This is a genomic window from Stutzerimonas chloritidismutans, assembly GCF_051486945.1.
Lineage (GTDB): Bacteria > Pseudomonadota > Gammaproteobacteria > Pseudomonadales > Pseudomonadaceae > Stutzerimonas > Stutzerimonas chloritidismutans_B.
Map to the genome: position 1 here is coordinate 285,531 of NZ_JAHVDX010000003.1, position 16,194 is coordinate 301,724.

The following is a 16,194-nucleotide window of genomic DNA, read 5'->3' on the forward strand; positions in this document are numbered from 1 at the left end:
TCCCTTCGTCGTCCACCTCATCTCATGATTGGAAGTGAGGCGCGCTCAGGCGTTCCGTGTAATGGCGCCGCAGGGTGTTTCCAGCCGTTGCGGGCGGCTGACGATCAAAGGCTGAAGCGGGCCGTGTTCTGCGCCAGCTTGCGCGTGCCGTCGCCCAGCCGATCGGCTACCCCATGAACCGCCTGAGCGCCTTCCAGCAGGCTTAGGGCAGCCTGATCGACGCGCTGGATGTTGCCGCTGACATCTTCGGCGGTAGCGGCCTGCTGCTCCACGGCTGTGGCGATCTGCACAATCATGTCGCTGACGCGCTGTACCGCGCCGGCAATCTCGCCCAGGTTGTCACCCAGCGCCGTCACCGCGCCGGCGTCTCGCGTGGCCTGGCCACAAGCGGCCTCCATCAGGTCGACCGATTGCTGCACCACCTGCTGCAGTGCCTCAACCGTGTCTGCGATCTCGCGGGTGGACGCCTGCGTGCGTTGTGAAAGACTGCGAACCTCATCGGCCACCACCGCGAAACCGCGCCCTTGTTCGCCGGCACGCGCCGCTTCGATGGCCGCATTGAGCGCCAGCAGATTGGTTTGCTCGGCGATGCCCTTGATCACTTCGATGACGCGATCGATCTGCTGCGCCTGCTCCCGCAAGTGCCCAAGCACGGCGGCCGCCTCACCCATACGCCCAGTCAATTCCCGCATGCTGGCGGTTGTCTGCACGCTTTGCGCGTTGCTCTGCTCGGCGATACGGCGCGTCTGCGCCGCATCTTGTGAGGCCTGCTCGCAGCTTTCGGCAACGGCCTGGGCAGTCGCCGCCATCTCGGTGGCCGCGGTGGCGATCTGGCTGACCTGGACCTGCTGATCCTCCACTGAACGCAGCGACTGCTGAGCGCGCTCGGACAGATGCTGCACCGTGCCACCCAGGCTTGCGCTCTGTTGATTGACCCCCTCCAGGGAGTCGCGCAGCTGCCCTACCGCCTCATTGAGGGCCGTGCCGATCATCGCGAGCTCGTCTCGGCCGTGTGTCTGGGTCCGGCAGCGCAAATCACCGTCACGCAGGGCCTGCGCCATCGTGGTGATCCGCGCGGTACTCGCGCGGATCGATGCCTGCAGGCAGACCAGCGTATACAGCGCCAGCAGCACCAGCAGTCCGAACGCCGTCGCAGTGATCGTCAACGCACGCAGCGCCTGCTGCCGATACTCGCCCAGGCGCTGATCGAGCCCAGCGAGCGTAGCGGTTTGCAATTGGCTGACCTCGCCGAGCGCCGCGTCCATGCCTTGCTCGAATGTCGTGCGGTCCAGTTGCACAGTGCCGGCGAACAGGTCGCGGTCGAGCCGCTCGAGCCATCCATCCAATGCCTTGAGACGGGTCCGGTACCCCTGCTCCCAGTTGCCCAGCGAGGCGGGCAGCTTGCCTTGCAGGTGATCGGCGAACTTGCCCAATTGCGCGCGCTGCGCGCCGCTGGCGGTGCGGATCTCGCGCAGCTGTAAACGGCTCTGCATGCTGAATTGCCCGGACGCGACGACTCCCTGCCCGACGCTGGCGAGCACGCCGAGCTGCTGCGCCATACTCGGCGCAGCCTGCGTGGTCAGCTGCATCATCAGATAGGTCTCCAGCCAGGGGTCGAGAATCAGCCCGCTCTCGGTGGCAATTTGCTCCCGTACCGAAACCACGTCCTGTAGCGCCTGAGTGAAACGGTCATAGGCATCAGGCCACCAGGCGGTTTCAGCTAGCGCCGCGGTACGCAGGCCTTCGCGCTGGGCCTGCAGACGCGCCAACCCGGCCCGCACCTCCTCGCTCACCTCCTCCTCAGCGAGTCGGCTTGCAAGTGCAGCCAGGCTCGCATCCAGCCCAGCCTCACTCGCCCGCACTGCGGCCATGAGCGCGCGGGTCTCGTCCGTCACTTCACGGCCTTTCTCACTGGCCTTCCAGCGCGCAGTGAGATTGCGCTGTGCGATCAGCTGCAGCTCGACCCCGTCCAGGGCGTCCAACTGGCGCACGCCGGCACGCTCGTTCGCGACCAGCTGAAGCTTGTCCAGGTAACCCTCGCCGATTGCCCAGACCGCATAGCCCAGCGGCAGGATGAACATCAGCGCCAGCAACTGGAATTTGCGAGCGAAACTGAACCGTTCGAGTGTCCTTACGCCGGGTAGCAACAGGGCGTTCATCGCCTTCTCCTTGATCCATTACGATAGCGGCCACGACCCGCGTGCCGAGAAGGAGGCTAAGCAATACGCGCGCCATGCCTCCCGCCAATGACATCAACAGCCCAATAGAGGCACTACGCCATTACGCGAATCAAGCAAGCTTAGATGCTGCTCCGAAAGTTGCGCGCTGGATCTGCCCTAACCCGCTCAGGCGCACGCACCAAAAGCGCGCAGCAACGCCTGCGATGAGCGAATAGCGGGAAACCTTTCGCACCTACACCGCTCGAAACTCCGATGCCAGACCGGGCGAAGCGGGCTGATGCGCGCTCCAAACACACCTGGCAAGCAGCATGGCGCCCCGGAGGTAGCCGAACGATAAGTGGGCAGCCGCCCAAGCCTGCGTGATGCCTGTACCGGGCACGCGTGCGAGGAGCCTTAGATGAGTGCGATTGCGTTGATGATTGTGGGCCTGGCGGCGATGTCGCTGGGCTATGTGTTCTATTCGAAGTTCATCGCCGAGAAGATCTACCGCCTCGACCCGAACTACCAGACCCCCGCCCATACCATGCGCGACGGCGTCGATTACGTGCCCACTAACAAGTTTGTTCTTTGGGGCCACCACTTCACCTCGGTCGCGGGCGCCGCGCCCATCGTCGGCCCGGCGATTGCGGTGATCTGGGGCTGGGTGCCGGCGTTCATGTGGGTGGTGCTGGGTACGATCTTCTTCGCCGGTATTCATGACTTCGGCGCCCTGTGGGCCAGCGCGCGCAACAGGGGCCAGTCAGTGGGCATGCTCAGCGGCCGGCTGATCGGTTCGCGCGGGCGCAGCCTGTTCCTGGTCGTGATCTTCCTCGTGCTGCTGATGGTCAACGGTGCCTTCGCTGCGGTGATTTCCAACCTGCTGGCCTCGACGCCGACATCGGTGATTCCGGTATGGGGTGCGATTGTCGTGGCGCTGGTGATCGGTCAATTGATCTACCGCTACAACGTCAAGCTGCTCTGGCCTTCGCTGGGCGGCGTAATCGTGCTTTATCTGCTGATCCTGTTGGGCAGCGCTTACCCCATTACCCTGCCGGAGACGGTGCTGGGGCTGAGTGCGAAGTCATTTTGGATCCTGCTGCTGTTCGCCTACGCCGCTATCGCCTCGCTGCTGCCGGTGTGGGTGCTGCTGCAACCGCGTGACTACATCAACGGGCTGCAGCTGTTCGTCGGCCTTGGCCTGCTCTACCTGGCCGTGCTGTTCGGGGCGCCGGAGCTGGTCGCGCCGGCGTACAACGCCGAGCTGCCCGCCGACAGCCCGAGCATTGTTCCGCTCCTGTTCGTCACCATCGCGTGCGGTGCCATATCCGGCTTCCACGGGCTGGTCGCCTCGGGCACGACCTCCAAGCAGCTGGACAAGGAGACCGATGCCCGCTTCGTCGGCTACTTCGGCGCAGTGGGCGAAGGCATGTTGTCGCTGGCCGCGATCATCTGCTGCACCGCCGGTTTCGCCACCCTGCTCGACTGGCAACAGGTCTATACCGCGTTCGGTCAGGGCGGCGTGAATGCGTTCGTTCAAGGCGGCGGCACCCTGCTCGCCAACGGCCTTGGCCTGCCGGCGGAACTCGGCTCCACCATTCTTGCGGTGATGGCGATCCTCTTTGCCGGCACCACCATGGACACCGGCTTGCGTTTGCAGCGTTTCGTCATTCAGGAAGCCGGTGAGCTGGCCGGACTCAAGGTGAACACCCTGGTCGGCACCTTCATAGCCGTTGGTGTGTGCATGGCGCTGGCCTTTGGCGCGGGTTCCGAGGGCAGCGGCGGTATGGCGATCTGGCCACTGTTCGGCACCACTAACCAGCTGCTGGCGGGGCTGACCCTGTCGATCATCACCGTGTTGCTGATCAAGCAGGGCCGCCCGGCGATGTACACCCTGGTGCCGCTGGTATTCCTGCTGGCGATGTCGATCTATGCGCTGCTGGTGCAAATGGGTCAGTTCTACCGTGCAGAGAACTGGTTGCTGCTGGGCATGGACGTGGTGATTCTGATCGCCGCGCTGTGGGTTACGCTGGAAGCGGTGATTGCCATGCGTAAGGGCCGCGACCCGGCGGCCGACATGACCACCGACGAGCCGCTGCCGTGACTCAACGGCCGTTCTTCGAACGCCTCTCGGACGGGCTGAAGGAATTCTACGTCGCGCCCTACCGACGTACCTTCGCCCGAGCCCGGCGCGACGAGGACGACCTGTTCATGCTGTTGGTCTTTTCCGAAGCGCTGGGCGTGCCGAACCCAGCCGCCTGGTACACCCTTGAATTGATGCCGGAACTCTACGAACGCTTCCACGACTGGCACCTGCGCATGGGCATGGAGCACTCGCCACTGGATCACATCGGATGTTGCTAGCACTGGCGGCTGAACGCCGCGTCTTGTTCATCGGCGGCAAAGGCGGTGTAGGCAAGACCACGGTTGCCGCCGCGACTGCGCTGCAGCAGGCGCGGGCCGGACGGCGCGTGCTACTGGTCTCCACCGACCCGGCGCACAACCTCGGGCATCTCTGGAATCGCGCGATCGGATCGAACACCGTGCGCCTGGCCGCTGGCCTGGACGGACTGGAGCTCGACCCCGACGAAACGGTACGTCAGCACCTCAACGAAGTCGGCAGCGCCCTGCGCCGCCTGATGCCGCCACATCTGGCCGGTGAGGTCGACAAACATATGTCGCTCTCTCGCGACGCACCCGGGATGCACGAAGCCGCGCTGCTGGAGCGCATTGCCGACACCGTCATAGAAGGCCTGGACCGCTACGACCTGCTGGTCTTCGACACGGCGCCGTCCGGCCACACCTCACGCCTGATGGCGCTGCCGGAAATGATGACCGCCTGGACCGAAGGCTTGCTGCAGCGCCAGGAACGCAGCAAGCGCTTCGGCGACGTACTGCGCAACTTCGGCAAGGACGATAGCGGGCTGGGCGAAAGCATCCTCGGCCGCGAAAACGGCGACGGCGAAGATCGTCAACAGCGTGTACGTCAGTTGCTCTACCGCCGCCGCGAGCGCTTCGCCCAGTTGCGCGACCTGATCCAGGATCGCCAACGCTGTGCGTTTGTCATCGTGCTCGCCGCCGAGCGCCTACCGGTGCTGGAAACCATCGAGCTTCACGCACAGCTGAAACGCAGCGGCATCGATGTGGCCGGGCTGATCGTGAACAAACGTTCTCCCGCCGACGCCGGCGCCTTCCTTGCCGAACGCCATGCCCAGGAACAGCGGCATCTGGAAACGCTGCAGCAAGCGCTCGCTGAGCTGCCAATTCAACAGCTGCCGCTACTGGCCGAAGACGTCGTTGGTGAAGCGGCGCTGGCGGCGTTCGGGGAGCGGTTGGGATAGCGCAAAGCTCCCGCGCCCCAGCTGCCGGCAGCGCCCATTCGACGGTTGGTCGACCGCTACGCCGAAAAGAAATAACGGGTGAGATGAAAGAACACCGGCGCGGCAAAGCACACCGAGTCCATCCGATCCAGCATGCCGCCATGGCCTTTGATCATGGTGCCCCAGTCCTTCGCCTGCAGGCTGCGCTTGATCGCCGAGAGCGTCAGCCCACCGAGAAACCCCATCACCACGATCACGAAGGACATCGCCAGAGACTGATAGAAACTGAACGGCGTCAGCCAGTACATGCAGCCACCGGCCAGCACCGCCGCCAGGCCGCCACCTACCAACCCTTCGACTGTTTTCGAAGGGCTGACGATAGGCGCAACTTTAGTCTTGCCGAACAGCTTGCCGAATACGTACTGCAAAACATCGCTGATTTGAACGACGAACATCAGGTAGAACAGCAACAAGGCGTTCTGCCCTTCGAAGCCTTTCAAATCGAGGATGAGCAGTGCCGGTGCGTGGCTGATGCAGTACACCGTAATCATGACGCCCCATTGAATCTTCGCGGCGCGTTCTAGAAACCCTTCGGTCTCCTGTGACAGCACGGCAATCGACGGCAGGAACAGAAACGCATAAACCGGGATCAGCAGCGTGACCATCGAATACCAGTGAATGCCGATGAACAGGTATTGCAGCGGTATGAGGATAAAGAAGGCGGCGAACAGCGCGTTGTGGTCACCTAACCGGGTCGGGGTCAGGGTGATGAACTCCCGCAGCGCAAATAGCGAAACGAAGGCGAACAACACCACCGTCGCCGTGCTACCCAACAGGTACGACGCGACGAATATTGCAATCATCGACCACCAGGCATTCACCCGGAGAATCAGGTTGTCGACTGTCGCGATCGCGCCTTCCGTTTTGACGAAGCGCTTCAAAAGAAGCCCTGTGACGCTGGCGACCGCGAGCAATGCGATGACCCCGGCCATCAACAGATAGAACTTGTTCTCGATCATCATTCGGCGAGCCTCACTACAGCGTCGCGGGCCCGGCTCAGAAAAGGGCCAATCTCTTCGTTGTCGATAACTTCAAGCGGATCGCCGATCCGAATGGTGCAGATAATCGGCAGCGGTACATGCTTCCCTTTCGGCATCGAGCGATACAGGTTATCCAGATAGATTGGCACCAGTCGCGCCTGTGGGAACGCCTTATGCAGCCGGTAAAGCCCGGATTTGAATTCGCCAGGAAGCGCCTGAAACTTACGCGTCCCTTCTGGAAAAATGATGACCGAAGCCCCCTGGGCCATTACCTGATGCACGGGCGCCAGAGCGTCCTCGCCTTCCTTGGGTTTACGCTCGATCAGCACCGAGTTGAGCCCACGCGTTGCGATGTATCTCAGAAACCGGTTCTTGCCCCAGTAATCAGCTGCAGCAAGGGGTTTGGTGTTGAGCCTGGCCTCCCGGGGCAGGGCCGCCATGATCGCGAGCGTGTCGATGTGGCTCGTGTGATTAGCGAAATAGATGCGCTGACCGGACAGATCAGGCGTGCTTTCAAAACGAGCGCTGGCGCCCAGCAATAGCCGCAAAACAGATATCAATAGGGTGGAAAGCCACATCACACGGCCTCCTTCAATTGGCGCGCAATCATTCGGGTGCGGGTAATGCAGGTCACAACGGACCCAGCCGCGATAACGACCAGCGCGAAGTACAAGGTATGGTGCGTCGCGAAGAGCAGAGACTCGGGAATGTTCAGCGCCAGGCCGGCCGTCATTACGGCCATCCGGTGCTGCTTGGCCATGGGCCCGACGAAGGTTTGCTGGAGCCCTAGCGATCCGCCGAAGACTCGAACATAGGCGGTCAACGCCGCGGCGAGTGCTGCGAACCAACCCAGGGATGCATCACCTGCCGTATAACCAAGCGCCACGATCAACAAGCTGTCTGCGATGCGATCGGGAAATTCGTTATACAGGCTACCCAATGCCGATTGCTTCCCGCCCTCGATAGCCACCATCCCGTCAAGCAGGTTGCATATCAACCTGAGCTGGATGAATGCAATTGCCGAAAGAGAGGCAAGTGCGCCAGTGGACGCTGCCATACTTGTCGCCGCCATGGCTGCAAACCCGATACTGGCTACTGAAATCTGATTAGGCGAGATATTACGGTTAATTAAAAACGTGGTTAGCTCCATTGCCCAGCGTTTAGATCGAGATGCAATGGGTCTTCGGTTGTCTTGCATGGCGTTCCCTCACCTGTTTGTTACCATTTTTCAAATTAGCACCAGGGGGTGTCCCCTGTTTCTCTTGAACGGCAGCTTACGCTCACTCCAGCTCGTTATTTCAAGTAGCTTGGCGCGTATTTTTAACGTACACCTGAGACATCACCAACTTCCGTAGGGAATGCCGTATTTTTCGATATAGCGTTTCGACTCAATGGGCAACGGATAATAGTTGCCACCTGACTTTCCAAGATGTGGGCCAAGCGGTTCTACCTCCGCCTGAGCCCGGGCGACTGCAACTGGCTTGTTGCATTCATTACGAGTCCAGACTTGGACGACGCCACCCGGCGCCAGTCCTACATGCAATGCCGCTAGATATAGAGCCGGTACGTCCGGCGTTTCCGGACAGCGTCGATGGGTGGATATATGCATGAGCTGCCGAGCTTCTTCAGGGATATCTATCCATGCCCGATAGGTCTGCGGCTCTACTACCGACTGCCACCGCACATAGACGCGCCTCGGCAGGTCCGCACCCACTACAGTATCGATTCCACCCGATTTTCCACGTGGCCAACCTCTCGCGAAGTCAGTTTCCAAATTGTCGATGCCAGTCCCGACGATTCCGCTAGCGCCGTGATTAAACACTTTACCCTGGATATCTTCGACCACACTCGCCTCGACCCACCCCACCATGTAGAGCGGTGAAAAGAACTCCAAACTCCACCATTTATCCTTCGGGTCCTTTTCACCGGATAGGGGGTCAGCGGTCTGGCAGCCACCCAAAATAAATATACCCAGCAGCGTGATGACATGCTTTAGCAAAATAGGCGCCCCTACTCTTTCTCACCAACTTCCGTAAGGGATGCCGTATATTTTTATATAACGTTTGGTGTTCTCATTAACTTTGTAAGCATAGCGCCCGCTAGTTTTTCCTTGCGAAGGGCCGAGTGGCTCAATTTCAGCTTGCCCGCGGGCTACTTCGATCGGCCTGTTGCACTCATTCCTCGTCCATATCCGTACAACACCGCCCGGAGCCAACCCCAAATGAAGAGCTGCGATATAAAGGGCGGGCTGATCGGGCGTTTCCGGGCAGCGCCGATGAGTGGACCTGTGCATGAGTTGCCGAGCCTGCACAGGGATATCGATCCATATCCGATAGGTCTGCGGCTCCACTATGGACTGCCAACGGACATAGACCCGCTTGGGCAGATCTGCACCCACAACTCCATGGATGCCACCTGACTTGCCCCTAGGCCACCCTCTGGCCAGCTCAGTCTCGTATCCGTAATTGCCAGTACCGATAATCCCGCCCATACCATGATTGAAGAGGTTGCCGTGGATATCTTCAACCCAGCTCGCCTCAACCCAACCCGTCATATAAAGCGGAGCAAAGAACTCCAAACTCCACCACGGATCCTTTGGATCGTGTTCACCTGATAGCGGATCTACTGACCGACAGCCTGATAAAAAGAAGAGCCCGATCAGAACAAACATAATTTTCATCTGCGAATCCATTCAGCTAAGCACGGGCGGAGCACTAGAGAAGAACGATATCGGCAGGTGAAGATCAGCCTTGAGCACCCGCAAAGACTTCATCAATCTGATGTTACTACCAACTCTCGTAAGGGATTCCGTACTTGTCTATATAACGCTTGGTGTCCTCATTGATTTTGTAAGCATAGCGCCCGTCAGTTTTTCCTTGTGAAGGGCCGAGTGGCTCGATTTCAGCTTGCGCGCGGGCTACTTTGACGGCGTTGTGACATTGGTCCCGGATCCATGCCTGCATTATTCCTCCTGGCGCAAGCCCTATATAAAGCGAAGCCATATAGCGCCCGGGGCGTTCGGCGGAACACCGAAGATGTGTCGAGTCATACATGATTTGCCGAGCATCGTCAGGGATATCAATCCACCCTCGGTACGTCTGCGGCTCAACCACCGATTGCCAGCGGACAAAGATTCGTTTGGGCAAGCGAGCGCCCACCACTGCTCGCTGACCGCCCGCCAGCCCTTGGGGCCACCCGCGGGCTACGTCGGTTTCGTATCCAGAATCAGCGCTCCCAACAACACCGCCTCCACCATGATCAAAAAGCCTGCCCTCGACATCCTCTATGATGCTTGTTTCAATCAAACCTACCATGTAAGCGGGAGCGACAAACTCCAAGCTCCACCATGAAGACTTCGAACCGTTCGATTCGTTTACTGGAACCCCCGCCTTACAACCAGTCAGCAACAGCGCGGTAATAATTATAAAAATCAGATTTTTCAAAATAGAGTCCAGTTAGGAGCATGCGGATGTCGATTGCGAACGCCCGCAGCATCTGGGGCATTGACATACAATATCTTCAGGCCGCTCGTAGTCCTTTTTCCCTGCGGATTATTCCAGTGTGCAGAAGCATGTATGTAGCGCTTTTTCAACAGAGCTTCTTCATCATCGCTCAAGCTGTAGTCACCCTGAATAAATCGCTCACACAAATCGGTGAGTTCATCCGGGACTGCATAGCCTGACACGTCAGGTATATCTTCAAACCTTACGCCATTCTTTCTTGCTAGTTCGTACATAACACGAAAGCACACAATCGATAGCCCGTTGTTGACGCGGCGCTTAAGTTGTAGGCCGGCATATACACGTTTTTGCCGCGGTGCCAAGCGATCCTGCGGGTCGGCGGGCAGCAGCTGTGCCGCTGGGGTAACGAGCTCAAGCATGTCTGCCGGCCAACCCTCTGCGATCATCTTTTGCCTGGTCTTCGCTGCGTCCTTAAAAATAGACGTCGTCGTGACATCGACGCGCTGACCAACTACTAGCGCCTGCATCGGACTGACCAACACACGCTCTTCCGCCTCATCCAGATAGCCTCCGCCGATGTCCGAATGCACGCCCGGCAGGACAACCTCAGGATGCTCCGGACGGACTTCGCTCAGTGGAAAGTTGGCGCGTATTTCATCGCGCGCAACCAACTGAACCACATTTGTGAAGTATTTACGCGGTAGATGGAGATTCAGCCAAGGCGTGATAGAGCTTCGGATATTGCCTTGGTTCTTCAAACCACCAACAGAGGCGACGGTATCGAACAGACCGATAAAGCCAACGTTGATATCTCGCCCATAGCGGTCGATGAAATGTTTGCTGAGGACGCGCGCGTTGCTCTGCAATGACGCACCAAGACGGCCTTGCCTGCCTTTGACGACTTCATTGGCGAAGTGCCTAGCCGCTGCAGCACCGCGGCTGAAGCCAAAGGTATCGAAGGTCAACGAGCTGATCTCGAGGTCCGGATAGTCCTGATGTGTGGTTTGGATGAGTTCGCTGATCCGGTCAAACGCGTCCTGGACCTGTTCCGCGACGCCTGTATCGCCGCGGCCCGCCGCAGCGCCCAAAATGCTGTCCTTTATGCCGGCCCGGGTGCCCGCTCCATCTACATATAGTTTGCGATACCCCAGCTTGTTTGAACCTTTTCCTTCGAGCGTGGCGGGTACCCAATATAAGTCCATCAGCTTCCGCACATTGGTCAGATCATTCCCATAACTGCTATCCGGCTCGGCCATATAGGGCTTGCAGTTGGAATCAAGATCCTCGACCGCTATTGGATGATGCGCGCCGCATGCCAAGCCTAGTGCGGCATTAGTGGAGTTATTAAGGGTGCCATCGAAAAACACGCCAATACGCAAGGCCAGCTTGATCTTCTCAGGTGCTTTTGCCGGCTCACTGCTGTGGCGCTCATATTCGGCCCAGCGCTCGGCATGGACCTCCACCGGCTCGGTGTTCTTCAGCTCGGCGTCGCGCCTGGCTCTGGGAATATTGGGTACGTAACCGCTCATCGTTCCACCATCCTTGGTTGGAAATGTGTAGCTGCATAAACGTGGGCACCGGTGCTCCACAGGTGCTCCGCCATGGGGCGCTAGTAGGGCCGACCGCCGGGGTTGTTTCAAGCGCGTCGTTCACAGAGTGCGGATCTGGCGTTGCGGTTCTGCGTTATCAACCGCAGGCCGTGACGTTGGCCACTCTGGCAGCCCGTCTAACGGTGTCGGATTAGACCAAGCCGCATTCGCTAGACCGCAACCGTTTGCTTAACGCCAAGCGGCCGCCCCTTCCAAGTGCATCGAATCCCCGTATAGTGCGCATCGCCCTGCGTGCGCCGCCTTTATCCAGGTCAGGTGCGGCACGGGGCGAGGGCATGACTTTTGCCTGCTTTGTTCCGCAGCCCATTACCCCGGTGCTGCGTTTGCCGAAGCCCTACCCGGGTGGCCGGCCTGATGCTGGAGATACACGATGTCTACCGAACCCGTCACCCTGATGGTGGCCCGCCGTGTGCGCGACGGCCGCTACCATGACCTTCTCGCCTGGCTGCACGAAGGCGAGCAATTGGCCGCGGACTTTCCCGGCTACCTTGGCTCGGGCGTCCTGGCGCCTCCACCTGGCGACGACGAATTCCAGATCATCTTCCGTTTCGCTGACGAACAGACCCTCGATACCTGGGCGCACTCCGCGTCCCGACGTGCCTGGCTGCAGCGCGGTAGCGAGCTTTGCGGACAACCCCATGAGCACCGAGCGCGCGGCATCGACGCCTGGTTCGGTGGCGCCGACAGCCCACCACCGCCGCGCTGGAAGCAGAGCGTCGCTATCTGGCTGGCCTTCTTTCCCGTCTCGCTGCTGTTCAACCTGTTGTTTGGGGACGTGCTGAGCGAACTGAGCCTAGTCATGCGCATCCTGCTCTCGACCCTGGCGCTGACGCCGCTGATGACTTACCTGTTCATCCCACTGTCCACTCGGCTCTTGGCAGGCTGGCTGAATGCCCCGCTGCGCAACCGCAGCCGCCCTGGGAAGCTGCCACTTACTGCCCGTTGATCGGAAGGGCGACGGCAGCCTCGACAAAAGCGTTGCCGTCATTCCTATGGCGCCATTAAAGTGCCATCTCTGCGCGCCGATATCATTGATCGGAGGCGCGACCGTATTCGACTACGGCCGCGCTGGTCGCGAGTCGGTTATTGCCAGCGGATGGACACCCCTATGAACTCAACGAACGCTCTCGCCCCCTGGCGCCCGTGCAGCCTGCTGCTGCTCACGCTCGGGCTGTTGTTTCCCTCCACGGCCCTGCATGCCGAGGCGCGCGTCTTGACGTTGCTGACCTGGGAGGAATACCTCAGCGAAGCAGTCATTGAACGCTGGCAGGCGGAAACGGGTGTTCGCATCGAACAGATCTACTTCGACAGCGGTGACAAGCGCGACGAAATCCTCGCCAAGCCCGACCACCAGATCGACGTGGTATTGACCGAGCTGATCAGTTCATCGCGCTTCGGCACGCGCGGCCTGGTCGACCCGCTGGACGAGCAGACCCTTCCGCAGCTGCGCCACCTGTCGCAGCGCTGGCGCGACAGCTGCGGTCGCTACAGCGTGCCGTATCTATGGGGCACGCTCGGCATCGCCTACCGCAGCGACCGCATCGCCCAGCCGCCGCGCTCCTGGGCGGATCTGTTGAAGCCGGCACGGCATGACGAGCCGCACATCATCATGATGGAAGATCACGAAGACATCCTCGCCAGCCCACTGATCCTCCAGCAACATTCGATCAACACCTCAGACAACAACGAGCTGAAAGCGGCCTACGAACTGCTCCTCGCGCAGGCGCCGGCGGTGCTGACCTACGAATACGTAATCACCTCCCTGCGCAGCCAGCGTTACCTGGACCAGGCCGACATGGCGCTGGCCTACAGCGGCGACCAGCAGGTGCTCAACGAGGTGGAGGGCATTGACGGCGAGCCCTGGCGCTACGTGGTGCCGGAGGAAGGCACATTGCTGTGGGTCGACTGCCTGTCGGTGCCGAGCATCACGCCGAACAAGGCGCTGGCGTATCGCTTCCTCGACTTCCTCAACCAGCCCGACATTGCGGCACTGAACGCTGCCGACCTGGGCGTGGCGACACCCAACCGCGCCGCGCGCGACCTGCTGCCGGACGACATTCGCCAAGACTCGACCATCTATCCGCCGGAGGAAGTCCTTGCGCGCAGCCAGGTCTACGAGCCGCGGCCGTCGCAAGCCACGCAGACCCGCCGGCGCATCATCAGCGCACTGATCAACGCTCATGACGCTCGGTAAACGCGCCCTACTGGTGATCTTTCCGGTCATCCTGATCGTCCAGCTCACCGCCGCGACCACCGCCTACCTGACCCAGCGCGCTTCGCTACTGGGCCTGGAACAGGCACGCCTGGCGCAGCAACTGTCAGCGCTAAAGTCCGCCTACCTGGATTACGAAGCCTTCAACCGCAGCGTGCTCTACTCGATCATCGATAGCGAGGCGCTGCTGCTGTTCCTGCGGGAGTCGGACACGGCCTTCCGCAACGAGACGCTGGGCCTGCGCATCCAGCAGAGCATCCGCTCGTTGTCGAACACCAAGCTGTCATTCGTTTCCTTCGCGATCATCCAGCCGGACGGCACACCGGCCTACTACTTCGAGAGCAGCCTGTCGCCCTTCGCCATCATGAGCCCGACGCAGCAGCGGATCGTGCAGGAGGCCAAACATTCTGCAGCCGCCAGCGAGATGCTGTATGTCGAGCAGGCCGAAGGCGGGCCACTGTTGCTCGACACGGATTTCATCCTGCCTGCCTCCAGCAGCCGGCCGCTGCCAAGCCAGCGCGCAGACGCATTCACCTTGCAACTGGCGGTACGCCCGGAGCGCTTCATCGCCCTCAAGCGCGACCTGGAAAGCGAATACGGCGCGCCCGTGGAAATCGCCCCGCAACTGACTCCCATCGAGCCGGCGCTATCGGCCGACATCCTGCTCTCACGCTCGCTCTATGCGCGCCTGACGCCGGCGCCGCAGTACATTGCCGACCGCCTGCGCACCCTCGGGCTGGCGTTTCTCGCCGGCGGCTCGCTCATGTGTCTGATCTCCATTGCCCTGCTGCTCTGGCTGATCCGACGCTATGTGACCGGCCCCATCAGCCAGCTCGACAACCAGCTCACCGACCTGCTGCTGTGCCGGCGCGACGCGCTCGACGAACCTGGTGACGGCGGCGAGATTGGTCGCCTGACCACCAACATGAAGACCCTGCACGAGCGCAACACCGCGGCGCTGCAGCGAATCCAGGAGATGTCCTGGACGGACAGCCTCACGCAGATCAGTAACCGCGCGCATTTCGGCGTCCTCGCCAGCGAGATGTATGAACGATCCGTGGGGCAGCACCAGCGGTTGGCCCTGTTGTTCATCGACCTGGACAACTTCAAGCAGGTCAACGACCAGCACGGCCACGACGCCGGTGATGCGCTGCTGCGCATGTTCGCCCGGCGCGTGCAGGGCTTGCTTCACCAGCACCAGGCCGGGCACCCGCAAACCGAAACCGCCTTCGCGCGGCTCTCCGGTGACGAATTCGCCATCCTCCTGCTGACCGGCAGCGGCGACGGTGGCCTGCCGGCACTGTGTGAGGCGTTGCTTGATCTGTGCCGCGGCGGCTTCCGCCTGGAAGAGCGCCTCTACCCGATCACCGTCAGCATCGGCACGGCCTGGTGCCCGGACGACGCCGACTCCATCACCCATCTGCTCACGCGCGCCGATACCGCGATGTATCAGGCAAAGGCCGAGGGCAAGAGCACGGCGGTCGCCTTCAGCGCCTCGCTCGAACAGCGCAACGATCGCATGCGCCTGATCGAGGATGAGCTACGCGCGCTCGACGGCGATGAACAATGGCGGCTCGTCTACATGCCGGCGCTGGACCGCGAAGGCGCGGTGGTCAGTTGCGAGGTTCTGCTGCGCTGGCACTCACCGCTGCTCGGGACCGTCTCGCCCGGCGAATTCATCCCGATCGCCGAGCGCGCCGGGCTGTTTCCGAAGATCGACAGCTGGGTGATCGACCATGCCCTGGCTGACTATCCGAAGCTGGTCGAGCTTTTCGGCAACGAGGTGATCCTGGCCATCAACGTCTCGTCAGCGCAGCTGGCGGATGATCGCATCTGCCGCTACCTGGTCGAGCGCGCCCGCCACCATGGCGTGCCGACCGGTCGCATCGAGATCGAACTGACCGAGACCTACGCCGCCGAGCTTTGCAACGACACCATGGTGGTGGTCGAGGCCATCCGCCAGGCGGGTTTCCGGGTCGCGATCGATGACTTTGGCGTGGGCTATACCTCGATCCAGCAATTACTCGAATACCCGGCCGACACCATCAAACTCGACATGGCCATTGTCCGCCGCCTGACCCGGCCGGACACACAGGAAAGCCTCGGCGCGCTCGTCGCGTTCTGCCAGGCACAGGGCAAGCGGGTCAACGCCGAAGGGGTCGACAGCCTCGAGAAACAATCCGCCCTGCTGCAAGCCGGCTGTGACCTGTTCCAGGGCTACCTCATCTCCCCGCCGCGCTCGCTTGCGGCCCTGCACGACTGGGTCGCCGTACGCGCCCGTGCCGACGGCGCGCTGCGCCTGGAGCAATTGCCGCCGCGCGTAGAGCCGTTGTCCTGTTAATAGCAGAGCGGTTTCGGAGCGATGGAGGTCGCCCCGACAGATTGACGGCCTGTG

At 61.0% G+C, this 16,194-nt stretch carries 14 protein-coding genes; 6 read left to right on the forward strand and 8 right to left on the reverse strand.

Translation table 11 applies throughout. The features are described 5' to 3' along the window. Positions 1 to 104: 104 nt before the first annotated feature. Positions 105 to 2,159, reverse strand: coding sequence for a methyl-accepting chemotaxis protein (locus KXR72_RS13410; RefSeq protein WP_437421588.1), 2,055 nt, complete (start codon positions 2,157 to 2,159; stop codon positions 105 to 107). Between the two features lie 418 nt (positions 2,160 to 2,577). Here KXR72_RS13410 and KXR72_RS13415 point away from each other — a divergent pair, with 418 nt between their 5' ends. Genes KXR72_RS13415 through KXR72_RS13425 form a run of 3 tightly spaced genes read left to right on the forward strand, consistent with a single transcriptional unit; the run spans position 2,578 to position 5,497 of the window. Beyond that, entirely contained in the window at positions 2,578 to 4,260 is a 1,683-nt protein-coding gene (locus KXR72_RS13415) for a carbon starvation CstA family protein (RefSeq protein ID WP_437421589.1), read from the forward strand. Further along, positions 4,257 to 4,520 (forward strand): cory-CC-star protein, encoded by a 264-nt coding sequence (locus tag KXR72_RS13420; RefSeq protein ID WP_437421590.1) that lies wholly within the window; start codon positions 4,257 to 4,259, stop codon positions 4,518 to 4,520. The genes KXR72_RS13415 and KXR72_RS13420 overlap by 4 nt, the downstream gene beginning before the upstream one ends. Further along, positions 4,511 to 5,497, forward strand: coding sequence for an ArsA family ATPase (locus tag KXR72_RS13425; RefSeq protein WP_437421591.1), 987 nt, complete (start codon positions 4,511 to 4,513; stop codon positions 5,495 to 5,497). Before KXR72_RS13420 ends, KXR72_RS13425 begins: the two co-directional genes overlap by 10 nt. 56 nt (positions 5,498 to 5,553) lie before the next feature. On the opposite strand, the gene KXR72_RS13430 is transcribed toward KXR72_RS13425, so the two are convergent. The 7 genes from KXR72_RS13430 to KXR72_RS13460 all read right to left on the reverse strand — a co-directional run bounded on the left by KXR72_RS13430 (position 5,554) and on the right by KXR72_RS13460 (position 11,506). Continuing rightward, positions 5,554 to 6,498 carry a phosphatidate cytidylyltransferase gene (locus KXR72_RS13430; RefSeq protein ID WP_437421592.1) on the reverse strand — a complete coding sequence of 315 codons (945 nt, stop codon included), beginning with the start codon at positions 6,496 to 6,498 and terminating at the stop codon, positions 5,554 to 5,556. Then, positions 6,495 to 7,094: a lysophospholipid acyltransferase family protein gene (locus tag KXR72_RS13435; protein WP_437421593.1), complete on the reverse strand. Its 600-nt coding sequence runs from the start codon at positions 7,092 to 7,094 to the stop codon at positions 6,495 to 6,497. Before KXR72_RS13435 ends, KXR72_RS13430 begins: the two co-directional genes overlap by 4 nt. Next, the gene (locus KXR72_RS13440; protein WP_437421594.1) at positions 7,094 to 7,714 is read right to left on the reverse strand and encodes a CDP-alcohol phosphatidyltransferase family protein; all 621 of its coding nucleotides are present in this window, start codon (positions 7,712 to 7,714) and stop codon (positions 7,094 to 7,096) included. Before KXR72_RS13440 ends, KXR72_RS13435 begins: the two co-directional genes overlap by 1 nt. 141 nt (positions 7,715 to 7,855) lie before the next feature. Then, positions 7,856 to 8,515 carry a DUF2931 family protein gene (locus KXR72_RS13445; protein ID WP_437421595.1) on the reverse strand — a complete coding sequence of 220 codons (660 nt, stop codon included), beginning with the start codon at positions 8,513 to 8,515 and terminating at the stop codon, positions 7,856 to 7,858. A 21-nt stretch (positions 8,516 to 8,536) separates the two neighbouring features. Further along, on the reverse strand, positions 8,537 to 9,196 hold the full coding sequence (locus KXR72_RS13450; protein ID WP_437421596.1) for a DUF2931 family protein: 660 nt from the start codon (positions 9,194 to 9,196) through the stop codon (positions 8,537 to 8,539). A 106-nt stretch (positions 9,197 to 9,302) separates the two neighbouring features. Beyond that, positions 9,303 to 9,959: a DUF2931 family protein gene (locus tag KXR72_RS13455; protein WP_437421597.1), complete on the reverse strand. Its 657-nt coding sequence runs from the start codon at positions 9,957 to 9,959 to the stop codon at positions 9,303 to 9,305. Beyond that, the gene (locus KXR72_RS13460; protein WP_437421598.1) at positions 9,956 to 11,506 is read right to left on the reverse strand and encodes a T6SS phospholipase effector Tle1-like catalytic domain-containing protein; all 1,551 of its coding nucleotides are present in this window, start codon (positions 11,504 to 11,506) and stop codon (positions 9,956 to 9,958) included. Before KXR72_RS13460 ends, KXR72_RS13455 begins: the two co-directional genes overlap by 4 nt. Positions 11,507 to 11,957: 451 nt before the next feature. Here KXR72_RS13460 and KXR72_RS13465 point away from each other — a divergent pair, with 451 nt between their 5' ends. The 3 genes from KXR72_RS13465 to KXR72_RS13475 all read left to right on the forward strand — a co-directional run bounded on the left by KXR72_RS13465 (position 11,958) and on the right by KXR72_RS13475 (position 16,140). Continuing rightward, entirely contained in the window at positions 11,958 to 12,533 is a 576-nt protein-coding gene (locus tag KXR72_RS13465) for an antibiotic biosynthesis monooxygenase (RefSeq protein ID WP_437421599.1), read from the forward strand. 162 nt (positions 12,534 to 12,695) lie between these two features. Continuing rightward, the gene (locus KXR72_RS13470) at positions 12,696 to 13,781 is read left to right on the forward strand and encodes a polyamine ABC transporter substrate-binding protein (protein WP_437421600.1); all 1,086 of its coding nucleotides are present in this window, start codon (positions 12,696 to 12,698) and stop codon (positions 13,779 to 13,781) included. Then, positions 13,768 to 16,140, forward strand: a complete 2,373-nt coding sequence (locus KXR72_RS13475; RefSeq protein ID WP_437421601.1) for a putative bifunctional diguanylate cyclase/phosphodiesterase — start codon at positions 13,768 to 13,770, stop codon at positions 16,138 to 16,140. The genes KXR72_RS13470 and KXR72_RS13475 overlap by 14 nt, the downstream gene beginning before the upstream one ends. Positions 16,141 to 16,194 lie beyond the last annotated feature (54 nt).

Excerpts from the sequence above, each read along its gene's own strand:
- KXR72_RS13410 (WP_437421588.1), bottom strand. The coding sequence starts at position 2,159 with ATGAACGCCCTGTTGCTACCCGGCGTAAGGACACTCGAACGGTTCAGT.
- KXR72_RS13415 (WP_437421589.1), top strand. The coding sequence starts at position 2,578 with ATGAGTGCGATTGCGTTGATGATTGTGGGCCTGGCGGCGATGTCGCTG.
- KXR72_RS13425 (WP_437421591.1), top strand. The coding sequence starts at position 4,511 with ATGTTGCTAGCACTGGCGGCTGAACGCCGCGTCTTGTTCATCGGCGGC.
- KXR72_RS13430 (WP_437421592.1), bottom strand. The coding sequence starts at position 6,498 with ATGATGATCGAGAACAAGTTCTATCTGTTGATGGCCGGGGTCATCGCA.
- KXR72_RS13435 (WP_437421593.1), bottom strand. The coding sequence starts at position 7,094 with ATGTGGCTTTCCACCCTATTGATATCTGTTTTGCGGCTATTGCTGGGC.
- KXR72_RS13440 (WP_437421594.1), bottom strand. The coding sequence starts at position 7,714 with ATGCAAGACAACCGAAGACCCATTGCATCTCGATCTAAACGCTGGGCA.
- KXR72_RS13450 (WP_437421596.1), bottom strand. The coding sequence starts at position 9,196 with ATGAAAATTATGTTTGTTCTGATCGGGCTCTTCTTTTTATCAGGCTGT.
- KXR72_RS13460 (WP_437421598.1), bottom strand. The coding sequence starts at position 11,506 with ATGAGCGGTTACGTACCCAATATTCCCAGAGCCAGGCGCGACGCCGAG.
- KXR72_RS13465 (WP_437421599.1), top strand. The coding sequence starts at position 11,958 with ATGTCTACCGAACCCGTCACCCTGATGGTGGCCCGCCGTGTGCGCGAC.
- KXR72_RS13470 (WP_437421600.1), top strand. The coding sequence starts at position 12,696 with ATGAACTCAACGAACGCTCTCGCCCCCTGGCGCCCGTGCAGCCTGCTG.
- KXR72_RS13475 (WP_437421601.1), top strand. The coding sequence starts at position 13,768 with ATGACGCTCGGTAAACGCGCCCTACTGGTGATCTTTCCGGTCATCCTG.